Source organism: Pseudomonas sp. Irchel s3f19 (assembly GCF_900187555.1).
GTDB classification, from domain to species: domain Bacteria; phylum Pseudomonadota; class Gammaproteobacteria; order Pseudomonadales; family Pseudomonadaceae; genus Aquipseudomonas; species Aquipseudomonas capeferrum.
Genome location: NZ_FYDW01000002.1, coordinates 454,441 through 479,473 on the forward strand (window position 1 = coordinate 454,441; position 25,033 = coordinate 479,473).

Annotated in this window: 18 protein-coding genes; 10 read left to right on the forward strand and 8 right to left on the reverse strand. The window is 61.6% G+C overall.

Going from position 1 to position 25,033, the window contains the following annotated elements; translation table 11 throughout:
- Window positions 1-69: 69 nt before the first annotated feature.
- Window positions 70-2,520, reverse strand: coding sequence for a glycogen/starch/alpha-glucan phosphorylase (locus tag CKW22_RS05970; protein ID WP_033701959.1), 2,451 nt, complete (start codon window positions 2,518-2,520; stop codon window positions 70-72).
- Between the two features lie 185 nt (window positions 2,521-2,705).
- Here CKW22_RS05970 and CKW22_RS05975 point away from each other — a divergent pair, with 185 nt between their 5' ends.
- The gene (locus tag CKW22_RS05975; RefSeq protein WP_016712459.1) at window positions 2,706-3,110 is read left to right on the forward strand and encodes a YkgJ family cysteine cluster protein; all 405 of its coding nucleotides are present in this window, start codon (window positions 2,706-2,708) and stop codon (window positions 3,108-3,110) included.
- A gap of 563 nt (window positions 3,111-3,673) precedes the next feature.
- On the opposite strand, the gene typA is transcribed toward CKW22_RS05975, so the two are convergent.
- Complete coding sequence (typA, locus tag CKW22_RS05980; RefSeq protein ID WP_033701960.1) at window positions 3,674-5,497, reverse strand: translational GTPase TypA; 1,824 nt, start codon at window positions 5,495-5,497, stop codon at window positions 3,674-3,676.
- Window positions 5,498-5,625: 128 nt separating this feature from the next.
- Entirely contained in the window at window positions 5,626-7,080 is a 1,455-nt protein-coding gene (gene thiI / locus CKW22_RS05985; protein WP_033701961.1) for a tRNA uracil 4-sulfurtransferase ThiI, read from the reverse strand.
- A gap of 472 nt (window positions 7,081-7,552) precedes the next feature.
- On the opposite strand from thiI, the gene glnA reads away from it, so the two are divergent.
- The 4 genes from glnA (at window position 7,553) to ntrC (ending at window position 12,436) form a co-directional block, all read left to right on the forward strand.
- The gene (gene glnA, locus CKW22_RS05990; RefSeq protein WP_033701962.1) at window positions 7,553-8,959 is read left to right on the forward strand and encodes a type I glutamate--ammonia ligase; all 1,407 of its coding nucleotides are present in this window, start codon (window positions 7,553-7,555) and stop codon (window positions 8,957-8,959) included.
- A gap of 148 nt (window positions 8,960-9,107) precedes the next feature.
- Complete coding sequence (locus tag CKW22_RS05995; RefSeq protein ID WP_033701963.1) at window positions 9,108-9,650, forward strand: chorismate mutase; 543 nt, start codon at window positions 9,108-9,110, stop codon at window positions 9,648-9,650.
- A 267-nt stretch (window positions 9,651-9,917) separates the two neighbouring features.
- Window positions 9,918-11,003, forward strand: coding sequence for a nitrogen regulation protein NR(II) (gene glnL, locus CKW22_RS06000; protein ID WP_033701964.1), 1,086 nt, complete (start codon window positions 9,918-9,920; stop codon window positions 11,001-11,003).
- Window positions 11,000-12,436, forward strand: coding sequence for a nitrogen regulation protein NR(I) (ntrC, locus tag CKW22_RS06005; protein ID WP_033701965.1), 1,437 nt, complete (start codon window positions 11,000-11,002; stop codon window positions 12,434-12,436). The genes glnL and ntrC overlap by 4 nt, the downstream gene beginning before the upstream one ends.
- A 298-nt stretch (window positions 12,437-12,734) precedes the next feature.
- Here the strand turns inward: ntrC and CKW22_RS06010 are convergent, their stop codons facing one another.
- A complete protein-coding gene (locus CKW22_RS06010) occupies window positions 12,735-13,172 on the reverse strand; it encodes a hypothetical protein (protein ID WP_047582213.1) in 438 nt (145 codons plus the stop codon).
- Here CKW22_RS06010 and trmL point away from each other — a divergent pair.
- Complete coding sequence (gene trmL, locus CKW22_RS06015; protein WP_033701968.1) at window positions 13,171-13,632, forward strand: tRNA (uridine(34)/cytosine(34)/5-carboxymethylaminomethyluridine(34)-2'-O)-methyltransferase TrmL; 462 nt, start codon at window positions 13,171-13,173, stop codon at window positions 13,630-13,632. The two genes, CKW22_RS06010 and trmL, sit on opposite strands and share 2 nt — an antisense overlap.
- A gap of 88 nt (window positions 13,633-13,720) precedes the next feature.
- On the opposite strand, the gene secB is transcribed toward trmL, so the two are convergent.
- From secB to CKW22_RS06030, 3 genes are read right to left on the reverse strand one after another with little or no spacing between them, the layout of a single operon-like run.
- The gene (secB, locus tag CKW22_RS06020) at window positions 13,721-14,206 is read right to left on the reverse strand and encodes a protein-export chaperone SecB (protein ID WP_033701969.1); all 486 of its coding nucleotides are present in this window, start codon (window positions 14,204-14,206) and stop codon (window positions 13,721-13,723) included.
- 39 nt (window positions 14,207-14,245) lie between these two features.
- The gene (gene grxC / locus CKW22_RS06025) at window positions 14,246-14,500 is read right to left on the reverse strand and encodes a glutaredoxin 3 (RefSeq protein ID WP_033701970.1); all 255 of its coding nucleotides are present in this window, start codon (window positions 14,498-14,500) and stop codon (window positions 14,246-14,248) included.
- Window position 14,501: 1 nt separating this feature from the next.
- Window positions 14,502-14,915 (reverse strand): rhodanese-like domain-containing protein, encoded by a 414-nt coding sequence (locus CKW22_RS06030; RefSeq protein WP_033701972.1) that lies wholly within the window; start codon window positions 14,913-14,915, stop codon window positions 14,502-14,504.
- A 206-nt stretch (window positions 14,916-15,121) separates the two neighbouring features.
- Here CKW22_RS06030 and gpmI point away from each other — a divergent pair, with 206 nt between their 5' ends.
- The 4 genes from gpmI (at window position 15,122) to CKW22_RS06050 (ending at window position 20,287) form a co-directional block, all read left to right on the forward strand.
- The gene (gene gpmI, locus CKW22_RS06035; RefSeq protein ID WP_033701973.1) at window positions 15,122-16,657 is read left to right on the forward strand and encodes a 2,3-bisphosphoglycerate-independent phosphoglycerate mutase; all 1,536 of its coding nucleotides are present in this window, start codon (window positions 15,122-15,124) and stop codon (window positions 16,655-16,657) included.
- Between the two features lie 140 nt (window positions 16,658-16,797).
- Window positions 16,798-18,102 (forward strand): murein hydrolase activator EnvC, encoded by a 1,305-nt coding sequence (locus CKW22_RS06040; RefSeq protein WP_033701975.1) that lies wholly within the window; start codon window positions 16,798-16,800, stop codon window positions 18,100-18,102.
- Window positions 18,103-18,194: 92 nt separating this feature from the next.
- Window positions 18,195-19,511, forward strand: coding sequence for a S41 family peptidase (locus CKW22_RS06045; RefSeq protein ID WP_033701976.1), 1,317 nt, complete (start codon window positions 18,195-18,197; stop codon window positions 19,509-19,511).
- 8 nt (window positions 19,512-19,519) lie between these two features.
- A complete protein-coding gene (locus tag CKW22_RS06050) occupies window positions 19,520-20,287 on the forward strand; it encodes a divergent polysaccharide deacetylase family protein (protein WP_033701977.1) in 768 nt (255 codons plus the stop codon).
- Between the two features lie 4 nt (window positions 20,288-20,291).
- On the opposite strand, the gene CKW22_RS06055 is transcribed toward CKW22_RS06050, so the two are convergent.
- A complete protein-coding gene (locus CKW22_RS06055) occupies window positions 20,292-24,965 on the reverse strand; it encodes a dermonecrotic toxin domain-containing protein (protein ID WP_095063899.1) in 4,674 nt (1,557 codons plus the stop codon).
- Between the last annotated feature and the right edge of the window lie 68 nt (window positions 24,966-25,033).

Genomic DNA, 25,033 nt, shown 5'->3' on the forward strand with positions numbered 1-25,033 from the left:
ACAATAGGTCGGTAGTTCAGCCGTGGCCAGGCCGGCTGTCGAGTGGGGCCGCTATGCGGCCCTGGTAAGTCAGTCCAGTGCTTTCCAGATGTCGGTGGCATACTCGCGAATGGTTCGGTCCGACGAGAACCACCCCATCCGCGCCGTGTTCAGCACCGCCATGCGCCACCATTCCTGCGGCGTGTGCCACAGCTCATCGACCCGCCGCTGGGCATCCCAGTAGGCGTCGAAATCGGCGCACACCAGGAAACGGTCATAGGCCACCAACCCGTCGATCAGCCCGGTATAACGCGAAGGGTCATCGGGCGAGAACACCCCGCTGCGAATGGCCTGGAGCACATCGTTCAAGCGATTGGACGCCGCAATCGCTGCACTGGCGCCAAAGTCTCCGGCGCGCCGGCGCGCCTCGACCTGCTGCGCCGTGAGGCCGAAGATGAACATGTTGTCGGCCCCCACCTGCTCGCACATCTCGACGTTGGCGCCGTCCAGGGTGCCGATGGTCAGCGCGCCATTGAGGCCGAACTTCATGTTGCTGGTGCCTGACGCCTCGTAACCTGCCGTGGAGATCTGCTCGGACAAGTCTGCCGCCGGGATGATGCTTTCGGCCAGGCTGACGTTGTAGTTGGGCAGGAATACCACTTTCAGCAGGCCACGCACGGTGGGGTCGTTGTTGACCACACGGGCGATGTCGTTGGCCAGCTTGATGATCAGCTTGGCCTGGTGGTAGCTGGCCGCAGCCTTGCCGGCGAAGATCTTCACCCGTGGTACCCAATTGGTACCGGGGTCGTTGCGAATGGCCTGATACAGCGCCACGGTGTGCAGCAGGTTGAGCAACTGGCGCTTGTACTCGTGGATGCGCTTGACCTGCACATCGAACATCGCCTCGGGGTTCACCGTAACGCCGATACGGTCCTGGATGATGCTGGCCAAGGCGCGCTTGCTGTGCAGGCGCTGGGCGGCGAACTGCTTGCGGAAGCTGCTTTTGTCAGCAAAGGGCACGAGGTTGGCCAGCAGCCCTTCAGGGTCATCCTTGAGCTCGGGCCCAAGCGCCTCGACCAGCATCTCGGTCAGTGGCGGATTGGACTGGAACAGCCAGCGCCTGAAGGTGATGCCGTTGGTCTTGTTGTTGATCCGCTGCGGGTACAGCTTGTGCAGCTCGGCGAACACCGTGCTCTTCATCAGCTGGCTGTGCAGTGCCGACACACCGTTGACACTGTGCGAGCCGAGAAACGCCAGGTTGCCCATGCGCACCCGGCGGCCGTTGTCTTCTTCGATCAGCGACACGGCCCGCAACACGTCGAAGTCGTGCAGCCCTTTCGCGCGCAGGGCGTCGATATGGTAGGCGTTGATCAGGTAGATGATCTGCATGTGCCGCGGCAGCATGCGCTCCATCAGCGCCACCGGCCAGGTTTCCAGTGCCTCCGGCAGCAAGGTGTGGTTGGTGTAGGCCAGCGTGCCGACGGTCAGCTCCCAGGCGGTATCCCAAGGCACTTCGTGCTGGTCGACCAGCAGCCGCATCAACTCGGCCACGGCGATCGAGGGGTGGGTATCGTTGAGCTGAATGGCCGCGGCATCGGGCAGGTTGAGCAGGCTGTCATGCATGTTCAGGTGGCGGCGCAGCAAGTCCTGCAGCGAAGCCGAAACGAAGAAGTACTCCTGGCGCAGGCGCAGCTCCTGCCCGGCTTCGGTACTGTCGGCCGGGTACAGCACGCGCGAAATGCTCTCGGCGCGCGCCACTTCGGCGACCGCACCCAGGTGGTCACCGGCGTTGAAGCGCTCCAGGTGCAGCTCCTCGAGCGCCCGCGCCCGCCACAGGCGCAAGGTATTGACGCTGGCGCCACGCCAGCCGACCACCGGCGTGTCATAGGCCACCGCCCGCACCGTCTCGCCGGGCGACCACACCTGCCGTTGCTGGCCTTGGGGGTCCTGCACGGTCTCGACGCTGCCGCCGAAACTGATCGGGTAGATCACCTCGGCGCGCTCGAACTCCCAGGGGTTGCCGAAGTCCAGCCAGTTCTCGGTCTGCTCCTGCTGCCAACCATCGACCACCGCCTGGCGAAACAGGCCGTGCTCGTAACGGATACCGTAGCCATGGGCGGCAATGCCCAGGGTCGACATGCTTTCCATGAAGCAAGCCGCCAGGCGCCCCAAGCCACCATTGCCCAGTGCGGCATCCGGCTCCAGCAGGCGGATGCGCTCCAGGTCGACGTCCAGGCCGTCGAGGGCTTCGCGGGCGATGTCGAGCAAACCCAGGTTGCTCAGGCTGTCATACAGCAGCCGCCCGATGAGAAATTCCAGGGAAAGGTAATAGACCCGTTTCTGACTGCGCCTGTAGGCCTGACGGGTATGGTCCATCCAGTGATCGACCATGTGATCACGCGCCGCCAGGGCAATGGCTTCGAACCAGTCATGGTCGAAGGCATGCTCGGGGTCCTTGCCGACCGCGTAGGTCAGCTTATCCAGCACAGCGGCGCGAAAATCGGCCACCTCGGCGTCACGTGCTTTGGGTTCCTGGGACATGCGGCATCCTCGGGCAAGTAGACGAATACGGAGGGAGATTGATGAGACTAGACCCTTCGACAGGGACTGACAGTACCTGTTCGCAGTTTTCATGCCTGATGAAGGAATCAGGCAAAAGGTTGTTCACAAATTGAACAACTCCGGTATGATCGCGCGCCCCAAGACCGTGATTCACCCCCATAACGATGAAAACGACCCTGATTGCCGCGGCCGAAGTCGACCGCCTGGAAACCTGGCAACGCTATGCCAGCCACATGTGCGGTGGCTGTCACTCGACCTGCTGCACGCTGCCCGTGGAAGTGAAGATCAAGGATCTGATCCGCATCGGCGTGGTCGACGAGTTCGAAAAAGACGAACCACCGAAAAACGTGGCCAAACGCCTGCAGAAGGAAGGCATCATCGAGCGCTTCAACCAGAAGTCGGGCATCTTCACCCTGACCCGGATGAGCAACGATGACTGCATGTATCTGGACCGCAAGAGCCGGCTGTGCACCATTTATGACAAGCGGCCAGATACCTGCCGCAACCACCCCAAGGTCGGGCCACGGCCTGGGTACTGTGCTTACAAACCGAAGGTGGTCGGCCGTTGACGATCCCAGAGAGACTGAATAGAGTTTGAGCCGTCTCGATGTACACGGAGCTTCCTTTGGAAGTGTCTAGACGCCGCCACCTGGTTCCGGCCGTGCCGGTTGATGAGAGAAATCTCTAAGGGCATCCGCGATACGACCCCCTTTATTGGGGGTTTCGTATTTCTACAGGCAGCTATCGCCTTACTGGTCGTCGAATCGGCTCACCTCTCAGCTTCTTCACCATCAATAGCCAACCTTTTATTTTTTCATGTCGCTTGAGCCGCATTGGACGACTGGAAGGGTGGCCAGGGTCGCGTATGTAGGCGCTTTCAACGTGTGCGTAGGTGTAACAGGCTCCAGGTGACCCCACCCACATCAAACCGGCCGCGTGCCAAGTGCTCTTTCCATCCCTTGCCCTTCATCATTTGCCCCATGAAATAATTCAAAAGGCAGCGTACTGGGGGGGTGTGCTATTGCCAAAAACTCCTTAGTAAGCAATTACTTCCAGTGAAACATGGTGAAAAAGACAAAAAAAACGCCCCCGGCCTTTCGACCGGGGGCGTTTTCATTCAGCCAGAGCTAACTCAGCTGTTTTTGGCTTTCTTGGCAGCGCGGGTACGCTCGCTTTCATCCAGGATCTTCTTGCGAAGACGGATGGACTTCGGCGTTACTTCGCACAGCTCGTCTTCCTGGATGTATTCCAGAGCCTGTTCCAGGGTGAAGCGAACAGGTGGAACCAGAGCGATGACTTCGTCTTTACCCGAAGCACGCATGTTGTCGAGCTTCTTGCCCTTGGTAGGGTTGACGCCCAGGTCGTTGTCGCGGCTGTTCTGGCCGACGATCTGACCGTTGTAGATCTCTTGACCGTGCTCGACGAACAGCTTGCCACGCGCCTGCAGGGTTTCCAGCGAGTAGGTCAGCGCTTTGCCGGTTTCGACCGAAACCAGTACGCCGTTCTGACGGCCGGACATGTGGCCGGACTTCACGGTGTCGTAGCGATCAAAGATCGAAGTCAGGATGCCTGCGCCGTTGGTCAGGGTCAGGAACTGGTTACGGAAACCGATCAGACCACGCGCCGGGATGTTGTATTCAAGGCGTACACGGCCTTTGCCATCCGGGACCATGTTGGTCAGGTCGCCTTTACGCAGACCCATCTCTTCCATGACCTTGCCCTGCGATTCTTCAGGGATGTCGATGGTGACGTTCTCGAACGGCTCTTGCTTGACGCCGTCTACTTCGCGAATGATGACTTCCGGGCGGCCCAGGGCCAGTTCGAAGCCTTCGCGACGCATGGTTTCGATCAGTACCGAGAGGTGCAGCTCGCCACGGCCCGAGACCTTGAACTTGTCTGGGGAGTCGGTTTCTTCAACGCGCAGGGCAACGTTGTACAGCAGCTCTTTGTCCAGACGGTCCTTGATGTTACGGCTGGTGACGAACTTGCCTTCCTTGCCGCAGAACGGCGAGTCGTTGACCTGGAAGGTCATCGAAACGGTAGGCTCGTCAACGGTCAGCGGCTTCATCGCCTCAACGGCAGTCGGGTCGCACAGGGTGTCGGAGATGAACAGCTCGTCGAAACCGCTGATGCAGACGATGTCGCCAGCTTGGGCTTCTTCGACGTCGACGCGGTGCAGACCGTGGTGGCCCATCAGCTTGAGGATACGGCCGTTACGCTTCTTGCCGTCGGCGTCGATGGCGACAACCGGGGTGTTAGGCTTGACGCGACCACGGGCGATACGGCCAACACCGATCACACCCAGGAAGCTGTTGTAGTCCAGTGCGGAGATCTGCATCTGGAACGGGCCGTCACGGTCAACAGCTGGCGCTGGAACGTGGTCGACGACAGCCTGGTACAGGGCAGTCATGTCTTCGCCCATTTCGGCGTGGTCCAGACCGGCAATGCCGTTCAGGGCCGAGGCGTAGACCACTTTGAAGTCCAGCTGCTCGTCGGTAGCGCCGAGGTTGTCGAACAGGTCGAAGATCTGGTCCAGAACCCAGTCAGGACGCGCGCCCGGACGGTCGACCTTGTTGATCACGACGATCGGCTTCAGGCCGGCTTCGAAGGCCTTCTTGGTCACGAAGCGGGTTTGCGGCATAGGGCCGTCCTGGGCGTCGACCAGCAGCAGCACGGAGTCGACCATCGACATTACACGCTCAACCTCGCCACCGAAGTCGGCGTGGCCGGGGGTGTCGACGATGTTGATGTGGTAGCCGTTCCAGTTGATGGCGGTGTTTTTCGCCAGAATGGTAATACCGCGCTCTTTTTCCTGGTCGTTGGAGTCCATGACGCGCTCGTCGTTGAGCTCGTTACGCTCCAGAGTGCCGGACTGACGCAGGAGTTTGTCGACCAACGTGGTTTTACCATGGTCAACGTGGGCGATGATGGCGATGTTACGCAGATTTTCGATCACAAGTGTATCTCGATCAGAGGATTCGGTTGCCGCCTAGTCTAGGCGACCAATATGTAAGGTATAAGGCTCAGCAGGGCCGGCGGTCGGGAGGGCGATGGCGGATGCTGCCGCCATACAGCCCTGGCGTCTTATGCCGGACGATAAACACGCACATTGGCATGTCCCTCACTGAGCAGGTGGTGTGCGTGCAGACGGCTCATCACACCCTTGTCGCAATACAGCAGGTACTGGCGAGTTTCATCCAGCTGCTTGAAGCGACTATTGATTGCATAAAACGGCATCACCTGAACTTCGACGCCCTCGATCACCAAGGGTTCGTCTTCCTGTGCATCGGGGTGACGGATGTCGATGACGATCTGGCCAGGCAGCGCTTCGCGAACTTCTTCTACCTCGATGTCTTTGCCCAGCTCGTCGATCACGTGGTCGATCGAGATGAACTTGGCGCGTTCGAGGGCGCGCTCCAGCACGGCCATGTCGAATTGCTTTTCTTCATGCTCCATGCGGTGGCGCTTGGCGTGGGTGGTCGGGTTTACCGAGATCACGCCGCAGTATTCAGGCATGTGCTTGGCGAAATCGGCGGTGCCGATTTCGGTGGCCTGGTCGATGATGTCCTGCTTGTGGCTGGCCAGCAGCGGGCGCAGTACCAGCTTGTCGGTCGCCGAGTCGATGATCGACAGGTTCGGCAAGGTCTGGCTGGAGACCTGGGAAATCGCCTCGCCGGTGACCAGCGCTTCGATCTGCAGGCGGTCGGCCATATGGGCAGCGCCGCGCAACATCATGCGCTTGAGGGTCACGCCCATGTAGCTGTTGTCGACCTTGTTGAGAATCTCGCCGACCACTTCTTCAAACGGCACGCTGATGAACAGCACGCGCTGGCTGCTGCCGTACTTCTTCCACAGGTAGTGGGCCACTTCCATCACGCCCAGCTCGTGGGCACGGCCGCCGAGGTTGAAGAAGCAGAAGTGGGTCATCAGGCCACGGCGCATCATCTGGTAGGCCGCCACGGTGGAATCGAAGCCACCCGACATCAGTACCAGGGTTTGCTCCAGGGCGCCCAGCGGGTAGCCGCCGATGCCCTGGTGCTGGTTGTGGATCACGTACAGGCGCTGGTTGCGGATTTCGATGCGCACCAGGACTTCCGGGTTCTTCAGCTCGATGCCGGCGGCGCCGCACTGCTGGCGCAGCTGGCTGCCGACGTAGCGGTCGACGTCCATCGAAGTGAAGTCATGGTGGCCGCCGCGCTTGCAGCGCACGGCAAAGTGCTTGCCCGCGAGCAGATGACCGAAGTGCTGCTTGCACTTCTCGACGATGTCGTCGAAGTCGCCGAGCGGGTATTCCTCTACCTGCAGGAAGTGGGTGATACCCGGGGTGCAGGTGAGGCGCTCGATCATCTCGCGCTGGACCTTTTCGTCCTCGACGCGGGTGACCACTTCGAGATTATCCCAGACACCATCGACCGCGAGCTCAGGATCGAGATCCTTGAGCACGTTGCGGATGTTCTTGCCGAGCTGACGGATGAAGCGCTTGCGCACCGGCCGGCTCTTGATGGTGATTTCTGGGAAGACTTTGACGATAAGTTTCATTGGTTAACAGCGCGCGCAGGGCCTGCCGAAAATGAGGGGCGCGAATTATAGCGGAAATTGCTCAGGATTTGACCAACTTTTGTACAGAAGGTTTGCCGATGTGGCCAGAGTCAGTATTTGCGCCGCCTGCCCCGGGCCTTTCGCGGGTACACCTACCCCCGCAGGGGTGGATTTGGCCTGTGGCAGCGGCTTTACCCGTCAACAGGCCCTCAAACAAAGCACCACCCTCCCCCTGCGCACCAACATGGTGCAACAAGATGTTTTCTTGCCTCTAATGGGTGCGTTTTTCAGTCATCAACCCTAAGTTAATGCCCGCAAACGCCCCCTTTTATCCCACCCTCGCCATTTTCGGGCACTGGCATGCAATTTGCTCCCTTGTGAGGCAGGTAAGCTTGGCCGACTATCCGCGCCCGGCAACACCCCTTTTTCCAGGGCAGCGGCCCACCGCGCTCTAGACCATCCGGAGGACAACATGTCGAAGTCGGTTCAACTCATCAAAGATCATGACGTCAAGTGGATTGATCTGCGTTTCACGGACACCAAAGGCATTCAGCACCACGTGACCATGCCAGCGCGTGACGCTCTGGACGAAGACTTCTTCGAAGTCGGCAAGATGTTCGACGGTTCCTCCATCGCTGGCTGGAAAGGCATCGAAGCTTCCGACATGATCCTGATGCCGGTCGACGACACCGCCGTGCTGGACCCGTTCACCGAAGAGCCGACCCTGATCATCACCTGCGACATCGTCGACCCGTCGAGCATGCAGGGCTACGATCGCGACCCGCGCGGCATCGCCAAGCGCGCCGAAGAGTACCTCAAGAGCACCGGCATCGGTGACACCGTATTCGCAGGCCCGGAGCCTGAGTTCTTCATCTTCGACGAAGTGAAGTTCCACTCGGACATCTCCGGCTCGATGTTCAAGATCTTCTCCGAGCAAGGCTCGTGGATGACCGGCGCTGACGTGGAAGGCGGCAACAAAGGCCACCGTCCAGGCGTGAAAGGCGGCTACTTCCCAGTCCCGCCGTTCGACCACGACCACGAAATCCGTACTGCCATGTGCAACGCACTGGAAGAAATGGGCCAGACCGTTGAAGTTCACCACCACGAAGTGGCGACTGCCGGCCAGAACGAAATCGGCGTCAAGTTCAACACCCTGGTGAAGAAAGCTGACGAAGTACAGGCCCTGAAATACGTCGTGCACAACGTTGCCGACGCTTACGGCCGTACCGCCACCTTCATGCCTAAGCCGCTGTACGGCGACAACGGCTCGGGCATGCACGTACACATGTCGATCTGGAAAGACGGCAAGAACACCTTCTCGGGTGAAGGCTATGCCGGCCTGTCCGACACCGCCCTGTACTTCATCGGCGGTATCATCAAGCACGGTAAGGCCCTGAACGGCTTCACCAACCCGTCGACCAACTCCTACAAGCGTCTGGTCCCAGGTTTCGAAGCCCCGGTCATGCTGGCCTACTCGGCGCGCAACCGTTCCGCCTCGATCCGCATTCCTTACGTCGGCAGCCCGAAGGCCCGTCGTATCGAAGCGCGCTTCCCGGACCCATCGGCCAACCCGTACCTGGCCTTCGCGGCCCTGCTGATGGCTGGCCTGGACGGCATCCAGAACAAGATCCACCCAGGCGATGCTGCCGACAAGAACCTGTACGACCTGCCGCCTGAAGAGGCCAAGGACATCCCGCAGGTTTGTGGCAGCCTGAAAGAAGCCCTGGAAGAGCTGGACAAAGGCCGTGCGTTCCTGACCAAGGGCGGCGTGTTCTCCGACGACTTCATCGATGCCTTCATCGAGCTGAAGAGCGAAGAAGAGATCAAGGTCCGTACCTTCGTACACCCGCTGGAATATGAGCTGTACTACAGCTGCTGATCTGATTGGCGCCTGGCGCCGATGACATCACCAAGACGGCCTCCTTCGGGAGGCCGTTTTTGTTTATCGCTGGCCAAATCAGACACCTCCTACAAGCAGAACCTGACCGACTACGCACAATCAAGTCTCCATCAATAAGGAGAACACCATGCGCCTTGTCATCCCTTCGCTCTGCTGCTCGCTCGTACTCCTCGGCTGCAGCGTTGCCACGCCCTCCCAACCTGAATTCCACCCACTGCTTGCCCATATCGAGCACCGCCTGGACCTGGCAAGCTCGGTTGCGCGGCACAAGTGGGATCACCAATTGCCGGTAGAGGCGCCTGAACGCGAAAGACAGGTCATCACCCGTGTTCGTCAACACGCTGACAGCTATGACATCAATGCTGATCGTGCCGCCGCCTTCTTCAACGACCAGATAGAGGCCAACAAACTCATTCAGTACGCTTTGCTCGACCGCTGGACCCTACGGGGACAAAGGCCGCCAACTGAGGCCCTGGACCTGATTGATCAACTGCGCCCACGCCTGGACAAACTGCAGGCCACCCTGCTGTTCGAACTGGGCCGATTTGACCGACACCCCCCGGCCGATTGCGCGCGCAAACTTGCTGATGCCTTGATCAGCCATACCAACGACCCGTTACGCCACCTGGCCATGGTTCGCGCTACCGGGCAGCTGTGCCCTAAACGCTGAACACAGCAATGCTCTATATTGGTGCATAACAGCTACGAGTGCTCTGTCCTGCGGCCCAAAACGGGTCGTAATGAGCGCTCGAACAGCGCTTTCTGGTCCGAATAAGCGCAAACCCAGGGCTTTCTCAGGTAAATCCGCTTCTTTTCGGAGCCTTGGTTTGTTTCTTGCATTTCTTGAAAGCACAGAGTCTCGCATCAGCGGATCCACAGCGCGCCCAGCTCTGGCCACTTCTGCCAGGCAAGCGCAAAAAGAGGTCAACGACGCCTTATGACCATCAGCGATGCACAGCACCGTCTGCTTCTGGACAACCTGACCACTGCCACGCTCCTGCTCAATGCCGAGCTGCGCCTGGAGTACATGAACCCGGCCGCGGAAATGCTGTTGGCCGTCAGCGGCCAGCGCAGCCACGGGCAGTTCATCAGCGAGTTGTTCACCGAATCGACAGAAGCGCTCAGCTCATTGCGCCAAGCGGTCGAGCAGGCGCACCCGTTCACCAAGCGCGAAGCGCAACTGACCTCGCTGACCGGGCAGACCATCACCGTCGATTACGCCGTCACCCCCATTCTGCACCAGGGCCAGACCCTGCTGCTGCTGGAGGTGCACCCGCGCGACCGGCTGCTGCGCATCACCAAGGAAGAGGCCCAGCTGAGCAAGCAGGAAACCACCAAAATGCTGGTGCGTGGCCTGGCACACGAAATCAAGAACCCACTCGGCGGCATCCGCGGCGCGGCGCAACTGTTGGCCCGCGAGCTACCCGAAGACGGCCTGCGCGACTACACCAACGTGATCATCGAAGAAGCCGACCGGCTGCGTAACCTGGTCGACCGCATGCTCGGCTCGAACAAGCTGCCCTCGCTGGCCATGACCAACATTCACGAAGTGCTGGAGCGGGTCTGCAGCCTGGTGGAGGCCGAAAGCCAGGGGTGCATCACATTGGTGCGCGACTATGACCCGAGCCTGCCGGATGTGCTGATCGACCGCGAGCAGATGATCCAGGCGGTGCTCAACATCGTGCGCAACGCCATGCAGGCGATCAGCTCGCAGAACGAGCTGCGCCTGGGCCGCATCACCTTGCGCAGCCGTGCCCTGCGCCAGTTCACCATCGGCCACGTGCGGCATCGCTTGGTGGCACGGGTCGAGATCATCGACAACGGCCCGGGCATCCCGTCGGAACTGCAAGACACCCTCTTCTATCCCATGGTCAGTGGCCGCCCGGACGGTACCGGGCTGGGCCTGGCCATCACCCAGAACATCATCAGCCAGCACCAGGGCTTGATCGAATGTGAAAGCCATGCAGGCCACACCGCCTTTTCGATCTACCTGCCTCTGGAACAAGGAGCCACCGCCTCATGAGCCGAAGTGAAACCGTATGGATCGTCGACGATGATCGCTCCATCCGCTGGGTCCTGGAAAAAGCCCTGCAACAAGAAGGCATGACCACCCAGAGCTTCGACAGCGCCGATGGCGTCATGGGCCGCCTGGCACGCCAGCAACCGGATGTGATCATTTCCGATATCCGCATGCCCGGTACCAGTGGCCTCGATCTGCTGGCCCAGATTCGCGAGCAGCACCCGCGCCTGCCGGTCATCATCATGACCGCCCATTCCGACCTCGACAGCGCCGTGGCCTCCTACCAGGGCGGTGCCTTCGAATACCTGCCCAAACCGTTCGACGTCGACGAGGCGGTGTCGCTGGTCAAGCGCGCCAATCAGCATGCCCAGGAGCAGCAAGGCCTGGATGTACCGCAGGCCTTGGCCCGCACGCCGGAGATCATCGGCGAAGCGCCGGCGATGCAGGAGGTGTTCCGCGCGATCGGGCGCCTGAGCCACTCCAACATCACGGTACTGATCAACGGCGAGTCCGGCACCGGCAAGGAGCTGGTGGCCCATGCGCTGCACCGGCACAGCCCGCGTGCGGCGTCACCGTTCATTGCCCTGAACATGGCAGCCATCCCCAAGGACCTGATGGAGTCCGAGCTGTTCGGCCACGAGAAAGGGGCCTTCACCGGTGCCGCCAACCTGCGCCGCGGCCGCTTCGAGCAGGCCGATGGCGGCACGCTGTTTCTCGACGAGATCGGCGACATGCCCGCCGATACCCAGACCCGCCTGCTGCGGGTACTGGCCGATGGCGAGTTTTACCGGGTTGGCGGCCACGTGCCGGTCAAGGTCGATGTGCGCATCATTGCCGCCACCCACCAGAACCTGGAATCGCTGGTGCAGGCGGGCAAGTTCCGCGAGGACTTGTTCCACCGCCTCAACGTGATCCGCATTCATATACCGCGCCTGGCCGACCGCCGCGAAGACATCCCCGCCCTCGCCCGCCACTTCCTCGCCCGCGCGGCCCAGGAGCTGGCCGTGGAGCCGAAGCTGCTGAAGCCGGAGACCGAAGAGTTCATCCGCAACCTGCCGTGGCCGGGCAACGTGCGGCAGATGGAAAACACCTGCCGCTGGATCACCGTGATGGCCTCCAGCCGTGAAGTGCTGATTGGTGACCTGCCGCCAGAGCTACTGAACCTGCCGCAGGACGCGGCCCCCGTGACCAATTGGGAGCAGGCGCTGCGCCAGTGGGCCGACCAGGCATTGGCCCGTGGCCAGACCAATCTGCTCGACAGTGCGGTGCCCAGCTTTGAACGGATCATGATCGAGACCGCGCTCAAGCATACCGCCGGGCGGCGCAGGGATGCGGCGCTTCTGCTGGGCTGGGGGCGCAATACCTTGACGCGCAAGATCAAGGAGCTGGGGATGAATGTCGCCGGCGGGGATGATGACGACAGCGAAGAGCATTGAGTCATAGGTAGGCCATGACATCCGGGGGCTGCTTTGCAGCCCCCAACATTTTAAGCCCCATGCACCGATCCTGTGCCCCCTGCACCGCCCGAAGGCACAAAACCCCTCAAAACTTGGCAAAAAAGCCCTGAAAGCCAATGTTTCCGGGTTTTGCAAAACTGGCACGCCCCCTGCAATAAGTACTGTATCTCCCAGTTTCGGGGTCCTCGGTACAGGCAGGCCGGGAAAACCCCACTTTTATTTGCAGCAGCGCAAGTTTTGGGGACCCTGGTACAGGCAGGCCGGGACATCCCCTCTTTTATTCGTGCAGCCTCACCTGCACACGCCAACGCCCAGCGTCCTCTGCACCGGCCCATTCACCGTGCAGGGGGCGCGCGGCAACCACCGTCAGCAACAAGCCTTCCTCGCTTTTCTGCACGCGCCAGCCGACCGGTTTGCCCTGCAGGTACAATTGCCCTCGCTGGGCCTTGCCCTGGGCCTCGAACAGCACCGCAACCGTCCCTTCAACGTTTTCGCCGTGCAGCTTGGGTTCTTCGTTGAACCACAGGTCGAGCCCGTCCTGCACCACCACGACCTGCTCCAGCACCCGCTCATCAGGGGTGGTCAGGCGGCCGATCATCAGGCCCACCATCAGGCCGACAATGGCCAGCGAAAGCATTACCCGCGGGAAGGCCTTCGAACGCAGGTCCGGTTCAGGGGTAGAATGCTCGTCATCTTCACGCCTGGAGCCGTGCATGTTTCACGTCATCCTTTTTCAACCAGAAATTCCGCCGAATACCGGCAACATCATTCGCCTGTGCGCCAACAGCGGTTGCGACCTGCACCTGATCGAGCCCATCAGCTTCGAGCTGGATGACAAGCGCCTGCGCAGGGCGGGGCTGGACTACCACGAGTATGCCACGCTCAAGCGCCACGAGAGCCTGGCTGGATGCCTGGAAAGCCTGGGCAACCCTCGGCTGTTCGCCTTCACCACCAAGGGCTCGCACCCCTTCCATGAAGTCACCTACCAGCCGGGCGATGCCTTCCTGTTTGGCCCCGAAAGCCGTGGGCTGCCGGCCGAGGTGCTGGACAGCCTGCCCGCCGAGCAGCGCCTGCGCCTGCCAATGCGGCCGGGGTGCCGCAGCCTGAACCTGTCCAACACTGTGGCGGTTACGGTGTATGAGGCGTGGCGCCAGAATGGGTTTGCCGGGAGCTGATCCATCGCCTGTGCCGGCCTCTTGGCGGATAAACCCGCTCACACAAAAAAGGCGACCTCGAAGGTCGCCTTTTTACAACCGGGCAGCGTTACTGAACGGTCGGAGTTTCGCCAGTTTCCTGCATACGCTGCAGCTCTTGCGCGTACAGGGCGTCGAAGTTGACCGGGGACAGCATCAGTGCCGGGAACGAACCACGGGTCACCAGGCTGTCCAGGGTCTCACGGGCGTAAGGGAACAGGATGTTCGGGCAGAACGCGCCGAGGGTGTGGCTCATCGAAGCCGCGTCGAGGTTGGCGATCAGGAAGATGCCGGCCTGCTGCACTTCGGCGATGAAGGCCACTTCGTCACCGTTCTTGACGGTAACCGACAGGGTCAGCACCACCTCGTGGAAGTCGCCTTCCAGGGCTTTCTGCTTGGTGTTCAGGTCCAGCGCAACGCTCGGCTCCCACTGCTGGCGGAAGATCTGCGGGCTTTTCGGGGCCTCGAACGACAGGTCACGCACGTAGATGCGCTGCAGCGAGAACTGAGGGCTGTTGTCTTCGGCAGCTGCGCCGTTGGTCTGTTGGTCAGTCATGGCAGATCCTTATCCTAATGTTTTTGAATGCAGTGCAAATCAGGCCGCCAGCAGCGCGTCGAGCTTGCCCGCGCGCTCCAGGGCATAGAGGTCATCGCATCCACCGACATGGGTACTGCCGATCCAGATCTGCGGCACCGAAGTACGGCCGGCCTTCTGACTCATTTCGGCACGAACCTGCGGCTTGCCATCGACCTTGATTTCCTCGAACGCAATGCCCTTGCTCTCGAGCAGGTACTTGGCGCGCATGCAGTAGGGGCAGTAGTCGCTGGAATAAACGATGACGGGCTTCATATCACTTCACCAGGGGCAGGTTATCGGCTTTCCAGCTGGAAACGCCACCGCTCAGCTTGGCAGCGGTGAAACCAGCCTTGAGCAGTTCGCGGCAGAGCGTGCCGGACTGCTGGCCCATCGCATCGACGATGATCAGGGTCTTCTCTTTGTGTTTTTCCAGCTCGGCCATGCGGCTGACCAGTTTGTCTTGCGGGATGTTCACCGCACCGACGATGTGGCCCGCGGCATACTCCTTGGAGGTGCGGATGTCGATGACCAAGGCCTTGTCGGCGTTGACCAGGGCAGTCAGCTGGCCATTGCTCAGGCTCTGGCCGCCACGGCGGACTTCATTGATGAGCAACAGGACCAGCAGAACAACGAAGATCGCAACCAGGATGTAGTGATCTGTCGCGAATTGAATCAGGTGAGCAACCATCAGCGGTGTTCCAGGCGATTGAAAATGCCGGCCAGTATACACAGCCCCCCAGTGCCACCAAAGCCCGACCGGCCGGCCGGAAAAGCACCTTGGCCCTGTCAGCGTGGCCGCGCCGGTCGGGGGATAGGACGAATATTCGCCGCTGATGGCGCATTTGCCCTAAAATGCGTGTCTTTATCATCTTTGAACAACCGTGAGTTTGATTGATGACGAGTACGCCCAAACCCCTGGTCCTGATCATCCTGGATGGATTCGGCCACAGCGAAAGCCCCGAATACAACGCCATCTTTGCCGCCAACACACCGGTCTATGACCGCCTGCGCGCCACACGGCCGCATGGCCTGATTTCCGGTTCAGGCATGGATGTGGGCCTGCCGGACGGGCAGATGGGCAACTCCGAAGTCGGCCACATGAACCTCGGTGCCGGCCGTGTCGTCTACCAGGACTTCACCCGCGTCACCAAGGCCATTCGTGATGGCGAGTTCTTCAGCAACCCGGTGCTCACCGGCGCGGTGGACAAGGCGGCCGGTGCTGGCAAGGCCGTGCACATCCTCGGCCTGTTGTCCGACGGTGGCGTGCACAGCCACCAGGACCACCTGATTGCCATGGCCGAACTGGCCGCACAGCGTGGCGCCGAAAAAATCTACCTGCACGCCTTCCTCGACGGCCGCGATACGCCGCCACGCAGCGCGCAGTCGTCCATCGAACTGCTCGACACAACCTTTGCCAAGCTCGGCAAGGGCCGCATCGCCAGCCTCATCGGCCGCTACTTCGCGATGGACCGCGACAACCGCTGGGACCGCGTCGCCGCTGCCTACAACCTGATCGTCGACAGCGTTGCCGACTACACGGCAGAAACCGCCCTCGCCGGCCTGGAAGCCGCCTACGCCCGTGAAGAGAACGACGAATTCGTCAAAGCCACGCGCATTGGCGAGGCAGTCAAGGTCGAAGACGGCGACGCGGTGATCTTCATGAACTTCCGCGCTGACCGCGCCCGCGAACTGTCGCGTGCCTTCGTCGAGCCGGAATTCAACGAGTTCCCCCGGGCGCGCCTGCCGAAGATGGCGGCCTATATCGGCCTGACCCAGTACTCGGCGAAAATCCCAGCCCCAGCCGCCTTCGCCCCCTCCAGCCTGAACAACGTACTGGGCGAGTACCTGGCCAAGAACGGCAAGACCCAGCTGCGCATCGCCGAGACCGAGAAGTACGCGCACGTCACGTTCTTCTTCTCCGGTGGCCGCGAAGAGCCGTTCGAAGGCGAAGAGCGCATCCTCATCCCATCGCCGAAGGTCGCCACCTATGACTTGCAGCCGGAGATGAACGCGCCTGTAGTCACCGACCGTATCGTCGAAGCCATCGAGCAGCAGCGTTACGACGTGATCGTGGTCAACTACGCCAACGGCGACATGGTCGGCCACACCGGCGTGTTCGAGGCTGCGGTCAAGGCGGTCGAAGCGCTGGATACCTGTGTCGGGCGTATCGTCGAGGCGCTGGAAAAGGTCGACGGTGAGGCACTGATCACCGCCGACCATGGCAACGTCGAACAGATGGAAGACGAATGCACCGGCCAGGCGCACACCGCCCACACCACCGAGCCGGTACCGTTCATCTATGTTGGCAAGCGCAAGCTCAAGGTTCGCGAAGGCGGCGTGCTGGCCGACGTGGCGCCGACCATGCTGCAACTGCTGGGGCTGGAAAAGCCTGTGGAAATGACCGGCACGTCGATTCTGGTCGATGCCTGATCGGTGTATCGGGGCCGCTTTGCAGCCCCTTTACCGATGAATTCCAGACAAACGCCTCGCCGCATCTGCCGCGAGGCGTTTTTTTTGCAGGCCCGCGCGGGCATACTAGGCCAGTCTCCATCCCTGGTACGCCCAACCCCATGCTTCGCGCCCTGATCCTACTCGCCCTGTCTTGCCTGCTCAGCCCGGCGTTCGCCGATGAGCGTGCGCAGACCCAGCAACAACTGGACGCCACCCGCCAGGACATCGCCGAGCTCAAAAAGATGCTGGGCAAGCTCCAGGAAGAGAAGTCGGGCGTGCAGAAAGACCTCAAGTCCACCGAGACCGACATCGGCGATCTCGAAAAGCAGGTGGAGGCACTGCAACAAGAACTAAAAAAGACCGAGGGCGAGCTGGAGCGCCTTGATACCGAGAAAAAAAAACTCCAGAGCGCCCGCGTTGAACAACAGCGACTGATCGCCATCCAGGCCCGTTCCGCCTACCAGAACGGCCGCGAGGAATACCTCAAGCTGCTGCTCAACCAGCAGAACCCCGAGAAATTCGCCCGCACCCTGACCTATTACGATTACCTGAGCAAGGCGCGCCTGGAACAACTGCGCACCTTCAACGAGACCCTGCGCCAACTGGCCAATGTCGAACAGGACATCGGCCGCCAGCAAGCGCAGTTGCTGGCCCAGCGCGGCGACCTCGACAGCCGCCGCCAGGCGCTCGAAACCGAACGCAGCAAGCGCCAGCAAGTACTGGCCAAGCTCAACAGCGACATGAAAGACCGCGACCAGAAGCTGCAGGCCCGGGAGCAGGACCAGGCCGACCTTGGCAAAGTCCTCAAGACCATCGAGGAAACCCTGGCGCGCCAGGCCCGCGAAGCCGAGGAAGCGCGCAAGAAAGCCCTGCTGGCCCAGCAGGAGGCGGAAAAACGCCGCCAACAGGAAGCCCTGGCTGCCGCCGCCGCACGCAACGATGCCCGCGAAGCCGCAGAGCCACCGAAAAAAGCCCGCACCACCCTTGGCCCGATAGTGTCCAGCGATGGCGCAAACTACGGCGGCGCATTTTCTGCTGCGCGGGGAAAACTTCCGTGGCCCGTCAATGGTCGATTGCTGGCACGCTTCGGCGATGCACGCGGCAGTGACGCCCGCGCCAAATGGGACGGGGTGATGATCAGCGCCAACCCAGGCACTCAAGTACGCGCCGTACACGGCGGCCGTGTGGTGTTTGCCGACTGGTTGCGCGGAGCTGGACTTCTGGTCATTCTCGACCATGGTAATGGTTACCTGAGCCTGTACGGTCACAACCAGAGCCTGCTCAAGAGCGCCGGCGACATCGTCAAGGCCGGCGACGCCATTTCCACCGTGGGTGACAGCGGTGGCCAGGACAGCGCAGGCTTGTACTTCGCCATCCGCCAGCAGGGCCGGCCTACCGACCCTTCACAGTGGTGCAGAGGTTAGGGTTGCAACCCAATTCACCTTTTTACGGCGTAGCCTGAATGCTGCGCCGATGCTCCTCAAGGAGCGCCTACAGGATCAGGAGTTCGTTCGACATGCTGCACTCGCCTCGTCTCACCCAGCTGGCCCTGTCCATCGCCCTGGCGGTCGGTGCGCCCCTGGCCACTGCCGCAGAGCCGGCCAAGCCAGCCGCGGTGCCGGCCACCGAGGTGACGGCCAAGGCGCCGCTGCCGCTGGAGGAGCTGCGCACCTTCGCCGAGGTCATGGACCGCATCAAGGCCGCCTATGTGGAGCCTGTGGACGACAAGACCCTGCTGGAAAACGCCATCAAGGGGATGCTCAGCAACCTGGACCCGCACTCGGCCTACCTTGGCCCCGAAGACTTCCAGGAGCTGCAAGAAAGCACCAGCGGCGAATTCGGTGGCCTGGGCATAGAAGTTGGCCAGGAAGACGGCTTCATCAAGGTGGTCTCGCCTATCGATGACACCCCAGCGTCGCGGGCCGGTGTGCAGGCCGGTGACCTGATCGTCAAGATCAACGGCGCACCGACTCGGGGCCAGACCATGACCGAAGCGGTCGACAAGATGCGCGGCAAGATCGGCGAGAAGATCACCCTGACCCTGGTCCGTGACGGCGGTAACCCGTTCGACGTGACCCTCGCCCGCGCGGTGATCCAGGTCAAGAGCGTGAAGAGCCAACTGCTGGAAAACGACTACGGCTACATCCGTATCACCCAGTTCCAGGTCAAGACCGGTGACGAAGTGGGCAAGGCCCTGGCCAAGCTGCGCAAGGACAACGGCAAGAAATTGCGCGGCGTGGTGCTCGACCTGCGCAACAACCCCGGCGGCGTGCTGCAGTCGGCGGTAGAAGTGGCCGACCACTTCCTGACCAAGGGCCTGATCGTCTACACCAAAGGCCGTATCGCCAACTCCGAACTGCGCTTCTCTGCCGACCCGGCCGATGCCAGTGAAGGCGTACCGCTGGTGGTGCTGATCAACGGCGGCAGCGCTTCGGCTTCGGAAATCGTCGCCGGCGCCCTGCAAGACCAGAAACGTGCGGTGCTGATGGGCACCGACAGCTTCGGCAAAGGCTCGGTGCAAACCGTGCTGCCGCTGGCCAACGATCGCGCCCTGAAGCTCACCACCGCACTGTATTACACCCCTAATGGCCGTTCGATCCAGGCCCAGGGCATCGTGCCCGACATCGAGGTGCGCCCGGCCAAGCTCACCGCCGAGGTCGACACCGACAACTTCAAGGAAGCCGACCTGCAGGGCCACCTGGGCAACGGCAACGGCGGCGCCGACCGCCCGACCGGCAGCAGCAAGCGCAAGGAACGCCCGCAGGATGATGACTTCCAGCTGAGCCAGGCGCTGAGCCTGCTCAAGGGCCTGAACATCACCTCGGGCAAATGATCCAGCCGATGCGCTATCTGCTGTGTCTGCTGTTCTGTGTGTTGGCTGGCGTCGCCCAAGCGGCGCCGACCAACGAGGCCTACATGAGCATCATCATCGACGACCTGGGCCAAAGCAGCGAGCGCGACCACCGCACGCTTGCCCTGCCCGGCCCGGTCACGATGGCGATCATGCCCGACACCCCGCACGCCACCGACTTCGCCCGCCAGGCGCACAAGGCCGGCAAGACGGTGATCCTGCACATGCCCATGGACCCTGCCACCGGCCCATACGCCTGGCACCCCGGCCTGCCGCTGCCCGAACTGGCCAGCCGCCTGGATGCGGCCCTGGCCAAGGTGCCTTACGCTGCCGGCATCAACAACCACATGGGCAGCCGAATGACGGCCCAGCGGGACCCGATGACCTGGCTGATGGGTGAACTGCAACGGCGGCATCTGTTCTTCGTCGATAGCCGTACCAGTGCAGCTACCGTGGCAGCGGCCCAGGCGCAGGCCGTTGGCCTGGCGCACGTTTCGCGTGATGTATTCCTCGATGACGAGCGCTCCGTGGAGGCAATCGACCGCCAGTTGCGCCAGGGGGTTGAGCTTGCACGGCGGCAAGGCTCAGCCGTGTTGATCGGCCACCCCTACCCCCAGACACTGCAGGTGCTGGAACGCGAACTGCCCCGGCTGAAGGCAGAAGGCATCGTGCTGATCGGCCTTACGCAGATGATCGCCGAGCGTGGCAACCAGGCCATGCCTGCCCACGGCAAGCATGGCCGTTACAGCAACCGCTGAGCCCTCAATCGAACGGGATGATGCCGCTCGCCTGCTCCAGGGTCAGCTTGCCGCGGTGTACACGAACGCTCGCGGCAGCTTCTTCGCGTCCACTCATACGGCGCTGGCTCCAGGTTTTCAGGTGGCCCTGGGTAAAGTCCCGGGCAAGCGCATCAGCTGAGCGCATATGAAAATGCGCCACCCACAATGGCCGCCCCGACGTTGCTCCAGGTTGCGCCAGACGCATGATCTTGTACTCATCGAAGGTGCTGCCATTGCTCATGACTTGCCTGGGGCTGACATATTCCACCTTGAGCAAGCGTTGCTCATGCAAGAACCGCAATGCTTCAGCGCTGGGGTAGTGTGTATTGGTGTAAAGCGTGGTCAGCTTGAGGTTCTTCTCCGCTCGAAGCCGGTCCGAGGCCGCTTCCAGGCTTTTTATCAAGGCGGGGTTTGCGCCCTCCTCACCCAGCGATGTCGCCGCGCGGCCGAGCTTGTCTATCTGGCGTTCGAACAACCGCGCCAGCCGAGGGCCCTTGAGGTCGTTGTCGATGTACGCTTGCGCCTTGAGGCTCAGCTCGTCGTTTTCGTCCAGCAGGGTCTGCACGCGCATAGCTGTATCAACGGGCTCTGCCTGCGATTCGAGCGGAACCTGCTCAGCCACACGCTCTCGCCACTGGCCATGCTCCCAGTCGAAAATGGCCAGTACGACGCCGCTGAAAGGTTCACGCACCTCAAGCACTTTTTGCCCGTCGTCATCGCGCTCGGTACCGATGAGTGTTTGCCCCTCGGCGTTTCGCACTACCCGTTGCGGCTCGCTCGAAACAAGGTAGGCCGCCCGCTTCGGCGGCACGTTTGCGCCTTCCTGTTCTTTGATGGCCTCGACCAGGCGACGACCGGCATCGAGCTTCAGTTTTTCCAGCTGGGTGCGGTACCGGTCGGTCATCGAGACTTCGACCAGCGCCCCACCATCACTGCGAATGCGTGCGCTGTTGACCAACGCCTCGGCATACTCGTCCCACGCTTCCTGAAGGATGACAACGCGGTCTTCCACCGGCAGGTTGGCGAAATCGAGCTCGCCATGAGCGCCGGCCGCATTGCGCAAGGCAGCCCCGGTAAGCTCCTCCCTGAACCGGGCTACTTTGCGCTGGCCGGTGGTGACGTCCAGGTGCAGCGCCAGATTCGCTAGGTTCATCGCCTGATGGAAACGGAACTGCACTGTGCTGAATTTGCGCAGGGCAATGAGTGAGTCAACGGTGCGACTGTGCATTTCAATGGGGCTGCTGATTACCAGATCGCCAGGCGCACCCGGCAACAGCTCGTCCAGGCGCTCGTAGGCGGCGAGTATGCGGTCTTGAAGGCCCACTACATATTCGAGTCTACGACGCAATGCTCGATAGGGCTCGAGCACCTGCAGCAGCGGCTGCCCATCGAGCCTGGCTTGCATGCGATCCAGCCCTGGGTAATCCGCCAGGTTCCACAACTCATTGAGGATGAAATCGCTGTTACGGATCTGATTGATCAGAACAGTGCGCCGCTGCTGTGAAATGACCTCTTCCCAACCGCTCCGAGCGCTGGCGAACTTGGGTTCGAACAGGGTTTCAAGAACACTTTGTATGGCTGTGTCACTTTGAACAGCCTCTTCGAGGTACCCGACCGCCTCTTCGCGCTTACTGACGATTTGTGCCTCCCACTCAGCGATACGCACAGCGTACTGACCGATGAGAGCTTGGGACGCTTCCCGCTCACCGTCACTGACAGCGGCGTCCACCCTGGCCTGTGCCCTTGCGCGCAAGGTCTTGAGCTGGGTGAGTTTGTGTTGCAGTTCCGTGATTTCAGTTCCAACCGTTCCAAACTGCGCCGTCGCACTGTTCACCTTGCCATTGAGGTTGTCGGCAAACTCCCTCAGTTTATCAAAGCGCCGGGCCAGTTGCGCTCGCGTGTCGCCCCGCCTCATTCCGCCAACCAGGCGTAACGCAGTATCCACTCGCCAAACACCCAGCGTACAGGCCAGCCATGGCCCATACCCGCCTTTAGAGTCGATCACTCGCACACCGTCCGGGCCCACTTCAACGGGGTAAGCATCGCCCCCCATGGCCGCGTAGAGTCTCCCTTGGACTCGATACAAACCTTCAGCATCGCCACTTGCCTGCAAGTTCGACTCATCCAGTGCTATGTCCACCCGCATGGCCCGCAGCGCCTGCCGCTGCGCAGGCGGCAGCCAGTTGAACCCGTGGTTGCCGCGCCAGCTCAAGTCAAGCTGACGCCCAGGCAGCGCTGCCAGCGCGCCAATCGCCGCTTCGGCTTCAGTGGCAGGCGCCACCGACACTTCGGCAAATGCCCCGCGTTGCGCGGCAGGGCCTTCAAACTGGTCTGCGCCGGGGGGCTGCCCGGCCACACCAAGCTGCAGACTGGGTTGCCGCGCATGCAGCAACACCATCCCCAGGTTCAGCAGCAAGTCAGCGATGGCGGCGGAGCGGTCGAATTCCCCACCCTGCTCGAGGGCCAGCAGGTCGTTTTCCAGCGACGTCAGCAGTTGTACCAGCCACGCCACGCTGGCCACCGGGCCGCGCAGCGCCAGGGTGGCCAGGTCAAACAGCAGCCAAGCGCCCTGGCACAGGGTTTGCCAACGGCGCTCTGCATTGGAGGTGGATTGCATGTCAGCCAACTCGACGAGCAGGTCGCGGTTGGCGTTGTAGAGTTTGTCGTCGATATCGCTGCCCCACAGCTGCGGATCGATGACGGGTGGCTCAGGCTTCTCAGGCAGGCTGAAAGGGTCCGGCCCCAGACTCGTGACATGTGGTTCGCGGAACCCACCATGGTCATAGATAGAGCGAACCTGGGGGTCCAGCCAATCCAGAATGCTCACTTGCAACAAGGGGGACTGTTGGATGTGCTCCAGCAACGCCGCCAGGCTTGCGTATTCCCGCAGCGTGTCCTGCCTGTACAAAGGGCGATAGAACAGCACCCGCGACGGCTCGACGCAGAACAGCAAATACATGCCACGCACGTTGTCATGTTGCCCAGAGTGGGGCTGGCGCCTGAATGCCAGCGGCATCAGGACCATGCGCGGGGTTTGCGGGTCGACATGGCCAGCGCAGAAATCAACCACACACTGCAAGCCGGCATCCGTGAGCTTGCCCTCAAGCTTGCTGGTCAGCGCGCTGAACCGCAGGGCGCTGCGCCATTCCCGGCCAAATCGCCTGACGCGCTGTGCACGCTGCAGCGGGTCGTCCAGTTGGCGGGCAACGTACGCCGGGTAATTGCCACCGATATCGACCTGGCTCACCAACTGATTGGCTGCGTCGGCATCCAGCCAGGCAGGTACGTCTGCACCGTTGGCGCACCGGATACGCAGCACCGAGGCACCCCCGAGTGCACCGAGGTTGCCGATGGCGAATTCGGTGAGGGTCTTCTCGCCTTCGAGTACCACCGGCTCGCCGCCCCCTGTGCCCGTTCCGGCGCCACCCGGTACCCCACGGGCCACGAAGAACTGCAATATCAGATCGTCCGGGGATGTGTGATCGGCGTGGGCCAGGCGCATCTGCTCGCTCAGGCGCTGACGGGTGTAGTCGGCCAGGCCCTGGATGCCATCCAAGGCTGGGATACTCTCAGCGTCGAGCTGGTCGAGCGCAAGCTGCAGCAAGCCCGCGTGATAAGCCAGGCTGTCATCACCGTCGCTCAGCGACAAGCCAGGCGGAGGCTCGACCGCCGGGGTATCGTCGGGGTAACGGTCGAACCACTGTGCGGGGTCGCTCATCTGAGCAAACAGCCGCTCAAGTGCCGCGACATCGGCCAACTGCCCATAGCGCACCCTGTCGACCTGAGTGAACAGCGTCTCGAGCAGCAGCCCGACTTGCTGAGCGAATACATTGCCCTCGACCGGGTAGCGTTGCCATGACAGGCCATCGAAGCTGTAGCGCTGTGCAAGCTCGTCACGCAGGGCAAGGGCGAACGCGGCCAAGGATGGAAAACCTCGCACATTGCCAGAAGGGGCGCACCACAACACGACCTGCCGTTCGTCCCATTCGCCGGTGATCAGCAGATGGCACAGCGTCTCATCCCAATACCCGGAGCCCGTCGTCAGCCGGGTTTGCACGAAGCTCACCGCCGGTTGGTCACGACCGCCCCGTATCAGGTCACGGACGCAGGCTTGCTCTTGCGCATCCAGGCCTTGTAACGGCAGGCCGCGCAGCAGAGCTGTTTTCAACAGCAACTGCAGCCACTCATCACGGCTTGCACCGCTGCTGCCCTGGCTGCGCCAATAGTCGAGCTGCGCCTGGCAAAAGTGCTGCGGCAGTTGTTCGATCAGGTCATTGATAGGGCCCGTCAAGCCACTGAGCTGCCGGGTGTCGAACGCGCTGTCGGAACCGGCGAACCGGTACGGATCGACCAAACCGAGGTTATGGTGGCGCCCATCGACAGGCTCCAGGTCGACCGAGTTGGTCTGGAGCATGGCCTGCAGCACCCTGTCGACCAGCGGCTCAGTGGACCAGTAAGGCGTGGAAGGATCAGGGCTGTCCAACATCAGCGCGTCGGCAGACGGCAAGGTAGGCTCGACGACTGCCAGCCACGGCAGCTCACTCAGCAACAGCGTGAGCAGTTGCTCGCTGACGACCTGACGCAGGGTCGGACGGTCGCCGAACTGCAGGGCAGCGGCGCGTTTGAAATCGAATGTCGAAGTGTCGGAACTGGACATGTCCAGGGCCTCCTGGTGGATGGACCAGAAGCCTTGCGCGAACGCCTGCGGTAGCGGTGCTACTTATT

Coding starts and splice junctions, on each gene's coding strand:
- CKW22_RS05970 (WP_033701959.1), bottom strand. CDS start 2,520: ATGTCCCAGGAACCCAAAGCACGTGACGCCGAGGTGGCCGATTTTCGC.
- CKW22_RS05975 (WP_016712459.1), top strand. CDS start 2,706: ATGAAAACGACCCTGATTGCCGCGGCCGAAGTCGACCGCCTGGAAACC.
- thiI (WP_033701961.1), bottom strand. CDS start 7,080: ATGAAACTTATCGTCAAAGTCTTCCCAGAAATCACCATCAAGAGCCGG.
- glnA (WP_033701962.1), top strand. CDS start 7,553: ATGTCGAAGTCGGTTCAACTCATCAAAGATCATGACGTCAAGTGGATT.
- CKW22_RS05995 (WP_033701963.1), top strand. CDS start 9,108: ATGCGCCTTGTCATCCCTTCGCTCTGCTGCTCGCTCGTACTCCTCGGC.
- glnL (WP_033701964.1), top strand. CDS start 9,918: ATGACCATCAGCGATGCACAGCACCGTCTGCTTCTGGACAACCTGACC.
- ntrC (WP_033701965.1), top strand. CDS start 11,000: ATGAGCCGAAGTGAAACCGTATGGATCGTCGACGATGATCGCTCCATC.
- trmL (WP_033701968.1), top strand. CDS start 13,171: ATGTTTCACGTCATCCTTTTTCAACCAGAAATTCCGCCGAATACCGGC.
- CKW22_RS06010 (WP_047582213.1), bottom strand. CDS start 13,172: ATGCACGGCTCCAGGCGTGAAGATGACGAGCATTCTACCCCTGAACCG.
- secB (WP_033701969.1), bottom strand. CDS start 14,206: ATGACTGACCAACAGACCAACGGCGCAGCTGCCGAAGACAACAGCCCT.
- grxC (WP_033701970.1), bottom strand. CDS start 14,500: ATGAAGCCCGTCATCGTTTATTCCAGCGACTACTGCCCCTACTGCATG.
- CKW22_RS06030 (WP_033701972.1), bottom strand. CDS start 14,915: ATGGTTGCTCACCTGATTCAATTCGCGACAGATCACTACATCCTGGTT.
- gpmI (WP_033701973.1), top strand. CDS start 15,122: ATGACGAGTACGCCCAAACCCCTGGTCCTGATCATCCTGGATGGATTC.
- CKW22_RS06040 (WP_033701975.1), top strand. CDS start 16,798: ATGCTTCGCGCCCTGATCCTACTCGCCCTGTCTTGCCTGCTCAGCCCG.
- CKW22_RS06045 (WP_033701976.1), top strand. CDS start 18,195: ATGCTGCACTCGCCTCGTCTCACCCAGCTGGCCCTGTCCATCGCCCTG.
- CKW22_RS06050 (WP_033701977.1), top strand. CDS start 19,520: ATGCGCTATCTGCTGTGTCTGCTGTTCTGTGTGTTGGCTGGCGTCGCC.
- CKW22_RS06055 (WP_095063899.1), bottom strand. CDS start 24,965: ATGTCCAGTTCCGACACTTCGACATTCGATTTCAAACGCGCCGCTGCC.